The 6,615-nt window shown below is 50.6% G+C and carries 7 protein-coding genes; 4 read left to right on the top strand and 3 right to left on the bottom strand.

From position 1 onward, the window contains the following. Window positions 1-278: 278 nt before the first annotated feature. On the bottom strand, window positions 279-629 hold the full coding sequence (locus TX77_RS03085; RefSeq protein WP_044503368.1) for a hypothetical protein: 351 nt from the start codon (window positions 627-629) through the stop codon (window positions 279-281). Window positions 630-854: 225 nt separating this feature from the next. Between TX77_RS03085 and TX77_RS03080 the strand changes: the two genes are divergently transcribed. The 4 genes from TX77_RS03080 (at window position 855) to TX77_RS03065 (ending at window position 4,042) form a co-directional block, all read left to right on the top strand. Then, a complete protein-coding gene (locus tag TX77_RS03080) occupies window positions 855-1,199 on the top strand; it encodes a hypothetical protein (protein ID WP_044503367.1) in 345 nt (114 codons plus the stop codon). 2 nt (window positions 1,200-1,201) lie between these two features. Continuing rightward, the gene (locus tag TX77_RS03075; RefSeq protein ID WP_044503366.1) at window positions 1,202-1,642 is read left to right on the top strand and encodes an Rrf2 family transcriptional regulator; all 441 of its coding nucleotides are present in this window, start codon (window positions 1,202-1,204) and stop codon (window positions 1,640-1,642) included. A 20-nt stretch (window positions 1,643-1,662) separates the two neighbouring features. Next, window positions 1,663-2,235 carry a phosphatase PAP2 family protein gene (locus TX77_RS03070; protein WP_081651684.1) on the top strand — a complete coding sequence of 191 codons (573 nt, stop codon included), beginning with the start codon at window positions 1,663-1,665 and terminating at the stop codon, window positions 2,233-2,235. Window positions 2,236-2,401: 166 nt separating this feature from the next. Next, window positions 2,402-4,042 (top strand): subtype B tannase, encoded by a 1,641-nt coding sequence (locus TX77_RS03065; RefSeq protein WP_044503365.1) that lies wholly within the window; start codon window positions 2,402-2,404, stop codon window positions 4,040-4,042. Between the two features lie 58 nt (window positions 4,043-4,100). Here the strand turns inward: TX77_RS03065 and TX77_RS03060 are convergent, their stop codons facing one another. Together TX77_RS03060 and TX77_RS03055 are read right to left on the bottom strand one after the other, a co-directional pair. Beyond that, on the bottom strand, window positions 4,101-5,399 hold the full coding sequence (locus TX77_RS03060; RefSeq protein WP_044503364.1) for a nickel pincer cofactor-dependent isomerase, group 22: 1,299 nt from the start codon (window positions 5,397-5,399) through the stop codon (window positions 4,101-4,103). 178 nt (window positions 5,400-5,577) lie between these two features. Continuing rightward, window positions 5,578-6,615, bottom strand: a 1,038-nt coding sequence (locus TX77_RS03055) for an OPT family oligopeptide transporter (RefSeq protein ID WP_044503447.1), incomplete at its 5' end; no start/stop codon positions are given.

The following is a 6,615-nucleotide window of genomic DNA, read 5'->3' as shown; positions in this document are numbered from 1 at the left end:
CAACGCCGGTGAATGGATCAAGGCCGGCTGCGTCGCTGTCGGAGCCGGCGGAGCCCTGACGGGCGGCGGCAAAACGGCCGATGAAATTACGGAAACGGCGAAGAAATTCATCGCTGCCGTCAAAGCCGTACGCGCTTAAATCTGTATTCCTGTTAAACATACGAAAGCCTCGGAGATTCGTCTCCGAGGCTTTTTTTTCTCCTTGAGGCAATGATACTTTTTGCGGAAGCTTCTTCTTTATCGCCTAAAGAGCGATGGAGCGATCTTGCAGCCTCTGATTAGGTCTTTGCATCGCCTGCCTCGATATAGTTATGATTAAACGTTGCAACCGCTGCCACGTTGCCGTCATGCCGGGGGCGACAACCTTGAAAGACGTTGCAACCGCTTTTTAGTGCGGCGCTGCCCCCGTTAAAACCTTCCTCGATGTCCCGTGTGTTAGTCGCACGGTCATCCACGTCCTTTTCGGGCTTTTCCGCAGCATTTCGATTTTTGTGAGCTCCGAAATGATCGGCCCCTCTTTCCGGATCCGAATTCTTGCTTCTGGTAATTCGTCGTTTTTCGTGTTTTATCGCCGGACTGGGACGATTTCGTGGCAACACAAATTTTTTATAGACGTTTACACCAGCCAAAATTAGTTTAAACCCCACCTTTGTTTACACAATAAATGGCTTAGTGAAACTGATTATCTAAATTTAAATAGTAGTAAATAAATTTAATTTGGTTTATTTAAAATGGGAGGGGTTTTAATCGCCTATATTGTAACCGTTGACATTACTTTTTAAATCGACTAGGATATAGTTGTAAGTTTATTGGTTATAACTAAAGATGTGCTATTTTTCTTAGGAGGTACTATTATGGATAAGAAACTCATCGACTTTATGGTTACGAAAACTCAGGAATTAGTGGCAGCACCCAGCTGCAGCCCTGCCTTGAAAAAAGCGGCCCAGGAATGGCTTGATGCTGCTGATAAAGAGGCAGCGACTCCGGCCTATGTTGAAGCCTTGAAGCAAGGCGTATCGACGATTGATGAACTCCTCGGCTTTGCCGGATCGGATACGGCTGCGAAGGTTTTGGGGGCAGATGCTGCTGCTCAGCTCTTGGATCATGCCAAAGATCTTAAAGCCAGTGGGGCTAAGTTCTGTGACTGCCCGGCCTGCACGCCTTCTTTGGCCATTCTCCGTGAAGTGGGGGCTCTTTAAGGATGCAGATTTCCAGTCGCCTTACGATGGCTGTCCACACCTTGCTGTGCATTGCATATTTTGAAAAGACCGAAAAAGTGACCAGCAGTTTCATTGCTTCCAGTGTCGGTACCAATCCGGTCATTATTCGGAACCTGCTTACCCAGTTAAAGGCGGCCGAATTTATTGACGTCAAGCGAGGAGCCGGAGGGGCTACGTTGAAAAAGCCCTTGGAGAACATCAGTTTATACGACGTTTACCATGCCGTTGACTGCATCCCCAGCGATTCTCTGTTTCATTTTCATGAGCACCCCAGTCCCCAATGCCCTGTCGGTAAAACCATCCACCTCAGCCTCGACGATAAGTTGAGTCAGGTACAGCAAGCGATGGAAGAGCAAATGCGCCGCATTTCGCTGGCTGATATGGCCGGGACGATGGCAAAGGCTATTGACAAGCAATGTTGATTTGGTAAAGGGAGGGCAACATGGTTCGACTCATCCTATTTCTTCTGGCTCGCCATAATCTGTGGCTTCGTCCTTTATCGTGGTTTACTCGCTTTGGTCACGGCCTGTTTATCCTCTATGGCTTGGGGGCCTGGTTTTGCCCTAAAAACGAGAAGGAACAACGGAAAGAACGGAAAACGCTGCTTTATTGCTTGTTTTCGGTCATTCTCGCCTCATCTGTTTCGTGGTTCATTGGTAAACTGTGGTATCGGCCGAGGCCTTTTGCTCGCGGTAAAGGGGCTGCTTTAGTTAAACATAAGGCTAATGCCTCTTTTCCCAGCAACCATGCTATGAATAGTATGGCCGTCGCCATTATGCTGCTTTTACGACGAAACCTTTGGGGGCTTCCGGCCTTGGCCTTGTCCGTCATTTTAGGCGTTTCTCGTGTCCTCTGCCGCCTTCATTACGTCAGCGATGTCCTTGGAGGATTCGTCTTAGGGGCCGGCTCCGGTTATGCCGTTTACCGGAGTAAACGATGTTCACAACTGGCCGACAGACTCCTCTATGGCTGGCATATATTTACGTATTTGCTGCGTGTGTTGTTGAGACGATGAAAGAAGACTGTGCATTTGGGCTTTACCCGATGCACAGTTTTTTTGTGCGCCGACGATTTTTGTGAATAATATAGAACAAATTGCCACCATAAAGAGACATTTCTATGCTATACTGAGGAATAGCGAGAGTAAAACTCAAAATGATTCGAGAAAGGTGGTCTTGCATATGAAGCATACCAAGGTAATGGCAGCAGTTCTCTGCTTGTTGATGACCGGCGGGACGGTTTTTGCTGCCGATGGAACCATGACATCGCCAGTGTCGGTAGATGCGACGGCTTCGGCGACCCGGGCTAAGGCCGAGTCCTCTGTCAATGCTGTTTACAGCCTTGATCTGGATACGACAAAATACGAAAAGAAGACGATGACTGTCGACGGCAAGAAAGTGGCTTTTCGGGCCTATGAAAACCGCGTTTACGTAGCTCATCCTGTCGATACGACCTACCAATCGATGAATATTTACGTCCCTGAAGGTTATTTTAAGGGGAAGACAATCAACGGCTATACGGCTAAAACGGCTCCGATTTTTATGCCTAACACCGTCGGCGGCTATATGCCGGGCGAACCGGGGACCCCATCGGAAAAGGATCGCATGACCGGTGGTGCCAACGCCATTCTCACCGCCTTGTCTAAGGGCTATGTCGTGGCCGCTCCCGGAGCGCGGGGACGGACCAGTCAAGGTACTGATGGAACCTATACCGGTAAGGCGCCGGCCCTCATCGTCGACATGAAGGCTGCCGTCCGCTACGTACGCCATAATGCCGGTCGTTTACCCGGTGATACGGAAAAAATCATCTCCAATGGGACCAGTGCCGGCGGTGCCTTGTCTTCCCTTATGGGTGCGACGGGGAACAGTTCCGATTATGAACCGTATTTAAAGGCCCTTGGTGCTGCCAATGAACGGGATGATATCTATGCGTCCAGTGTTTACTGCCCCATTACCGACCTCGACCACGCTGATATGGCTTATGAATGGATGTTTAATGGGGTAAACACCTATCACCAGAGTAAGGGCGGCATGATGCCTCCTATGGCACCGGGGGATGCTCCTAAAGAATCGGGGGGAGCGGCCAAGGTCTCTGTGGCTGTTATGAATCGCCCTGATAATGCGCCTATGGAGGCGACGACAGGGACTGAGATGACGGCAGCCCAGCAGCAGGTTTCTAAAGAGTTGAAAGCAGCCTACCCCGATTACATTAACGGACTGCACCTTGTCGATAAAGACGGAAAAGCATTGACCCTTGATGAAAATGGACAGGGGTCCTTTGCAGAATACATTAAATCGATTTACATGGCGTCTGCTCAGACGGCGCTGGACCAGGGAATCGATTTATCATCTAAATCGTGGCTGACGATTAAAGACGGGAAGGTTGTCGATATGGATTTAGCCGGTTATGCCCGTGACGTCACGCGGTTAAAGGCGGCTCCGGCTTTCGACGCTTTGGACTTGAGCTCCGGAGAAAATCAGGAATTTGGGACGGCATCGATTGATAAACAACACTTTACGGATTACGGGGAAATTCATTCCTTATCGACGGCCACGACGGCGGATAAGGCCATCGTAAAATTGCTTAACCCATTGAATTATATCGGCAAGTCCCATGTTCAGACGGCTAAATATTGGCGTATCCGTCACGGCGAAGCCGATCGGGACACGGCTATTGCCGTTCCGGCTGTCCTTGCACTCAGGCTGCAGCAGGCCGGATATGAAGTAGACTTTGCTTCTCCTTGGGGACAAGGCCACGGCGGTGATTATGACCTGGCAGAACTCTTCGCCTGGATGGATAAAGTCGGCCATAAAGGGTTATAATAAGATAGTTTAAACAAAAAGCATTGCCTCAGGATGGACTTGGGGCAATGCTTTTTGGCTACCATAAATTGTCTTCTTCATTAAACGTCCAAGTAAACGGCTTGGAGATGACGGTCATATCGGACCGGCCTTCGATATCTTCCAAGCAGGATAGGGAGCACTCGATTTCTTCCAGCTTCAGGGTATTCTTAATGCGCACGACCTTGGCTTTATTGGGGTCCGTCAGGAAGGCATGGGCCATGGCCATTTCGATGGCATCTTTGTCGCTGTTGCCGTAAAGAGGCAGCAAGGCCATGCGGAATGATTTGGCCGTAATGCAATTGGTGTAAACGGAGGCAAAATCCATCTTGTTGACGAAACGGTAACTGACGATGTCAGCCATGCCGCAGCCCGAGCCGTTTCCGTGAGAGGCATCGGTAATGTCGAGGATGACGATTCGTTCGATGTCCGGAGCCAGTGAACGAAAGGCTTCTTCTTGGCTGAATCGTTCCGTCCGCCCGGTGATGTTGGGATCCATCCCGGTGCCGCTGATTTCCTTGCCGATTTCATCGACGATGAGGACATCGATGTGAGGCAGCTTCAAGCGCGGCATTTGTTCTTTTGCCAGGGCCTGCAGGGCGGCGTCTCGTTCGAAAAATTTATCCGTAGGGATGACTTCCAAGGCGGCGATGTCGTCGCTGGGACTCTGAACCATGCCGACGGAAAAGACGACGTTTACCTTGTTTAAGAATACCTTGGCTACCCGTTCCAAGTTGGGACCAAAGGTATCGTAACCGCGTCCGTGGAAGGCCGAAGCTCCTTTGTGTTTCCCGCAGCCGATACAAATCATCTTCAAGAGACCCGATTCGTGCTTGTATTTAAAGTGGGTGTGAGGTTTAATCTTGTTAAACAAAATGATGCCGTCGGCTTCATAGGCATTCTTGTCGCAGTAAATTGGAAAGCCATCGTCCAAGGTGGCAACGGTGACGACGTCCATGGTCGATAATACCGGAACGCCGAGGTACTCCTCGTTGATTCCGAATTGGGCCAGATGGGCTTTTTGGCCTTCTGCTGTGGCTCCGGCATGACTGCCCATGGCGGGGAAGACAAAGGGGGTTGCCTTCCAGTCCTTGAGCTGATCGCAGAGGACCTTCATAAGCTCTTTATAATGCGGGAGGCCGCGGCTTCCCGCCGTAATGCCGATGCGTTTTCCCTCCAAGGATCTAATGGTTGTCTCATCGAGAGAGTGGAGCTGCTCCTTTAATCGGCCAATGGGATCGGCCAGGTTCTGTGACGGGAAGCTTTGCCGGACTTTTATCATTTCGGGAATGATGATGCCTTCAGTTAAGGACTGTTTATCAAGTTTGGGAAAGTACAAAGAAAAGACCTCCTTCTGGTGAATCAATAATGGGTTGGAATGCTTGCTTTTATTATACGCGATTGCTCAAAAATATACAAAAAAAAGTCCTCGCTGCGAAGACGATGATCGAAGCGAGGATTTTTTTAGAAAAACTTTTTTAATTTCTAACAGAAATTTAATACACCGTATATCTTACTTACTTGTTCGAACCGTTTTCCGGCGTGAACTTGGTGATGAAGATGTGACGGATGAAGATGACGATCATGGCAATGAAGGCGATGAGCCCGAGAATATCGGCTGTCGACTGGAAGTCTTTGCCAACCAAAGCCAAGGGGTTTTCGCTGCCGCCGGAGGTGACAGAGATGACGATGAGCAGGGCGATGATGACGCCCATGAGGCTTTCGCCGACGATGAGACCGGAAGCAAAGAGGACGCCGCGGTGGTTGCAGGCTTCAACATCTTCTTCTTCATGGCCCGGGCTGCGGCGAGCGGCACGAGCTTTCAAGGAACGATTGACGAAGTAGCCCATAACGGAGCCGATGACCAAAGGAATTTCAAGGGTAGGCGGTAAGTAAATGCCCATACCGATTGCCAGGGGCGGTAAGGCCAGGGCTTTCGTGTTTTTCGTTAACAGTAAATCGATGATGATGGCAACGATGCCGACGCCGACGCCGAAGAGAATGTAATTCCAGTCGAGGCTGGCGCTGAAGATACCTTGGGCAATGGTCGTCATCAAGGTTGCCTGCGGAGCTGCCAGGGCCTGAGTCGGATCCATGCCGGCACGGGGCAGTGCACCGGTAAAGCCGTAAGCCTGATACAAGAGGTTCAGGACCGGAGCGATGGCGATAGCGCCGACGATAGAGCCCAAGATGAGGGCGACCTGCTGTTTCCACGGTGTAGCACCGACGATGTAGCCGGTCTTGAGGTCCTGCAGGTTATCGTTGGAGATCGCAGCGATACTGACGATAACACTGGTGATGAAGATGGCCAATGCCGTTGCAAACTGGGTTCCCTGAAGGGTTTCAAAGACACCGGCTGAAGAGCCGAGGCCGAGGACAACTAAGGACGAGATGATGATGCCGAGAATGCCGATACCGGAGATCGGGCTGGCGGACGTGCCGATCAAACCGGCCATGTACCCGCAGGCAGCGGCGACGAAGAAGCCCATGAGGATGGCGACTAAGATGCCGATGACGATGAACATGAGGGTGACCGATAAGGACAGACCGGCGTT

This window comes from Megasphaera massiliensis (assembly GCF_000455225.1).
In the GTDB taxonomy this organism is placed as follows: Bacteria; Bacillota; Negativicutes; order Veillonellales; family Megasphaeraceae; genus Megasphaera; species Megasphaera massiliensis.
Note: the sequence above shows the minus strand (reverse complement) of the source record. Positions and strands in the feature narration are given on the sequence as shown.

Excerpts from the sequence above, each read along its gene's own strand:
- TX77_RS03080 (WP_044503367.1), top strand. The coding sequence starts at position 855 with ATGGATAAGAAACTCATCGACTTTATGGTTACGAAAACTCAGGAATTA.
- TX77_RS03075 (WP_044503366.1), top strand. The coding sequence starts at position 1,202 with ATGCAGATTTCCAGTCGCCTTACGATGGCTGTCCACACCTTGCTGTGC.
- TX77_RS03070 (WP_081651684.1), top strand. The coding sequence starts at position 1,663 with ATGGTTCGACTCATCCTATTTCTTCTGGCTCGCCATAATCTGTGGCTT.
- TX77_RS03065 (WP_044503365.1), top strand. The coding sequence starts at position 2,402 with ATGAAGCATACCAAGGTAATGGCAGCAGTTCTCTGCTTGTTGATGACC.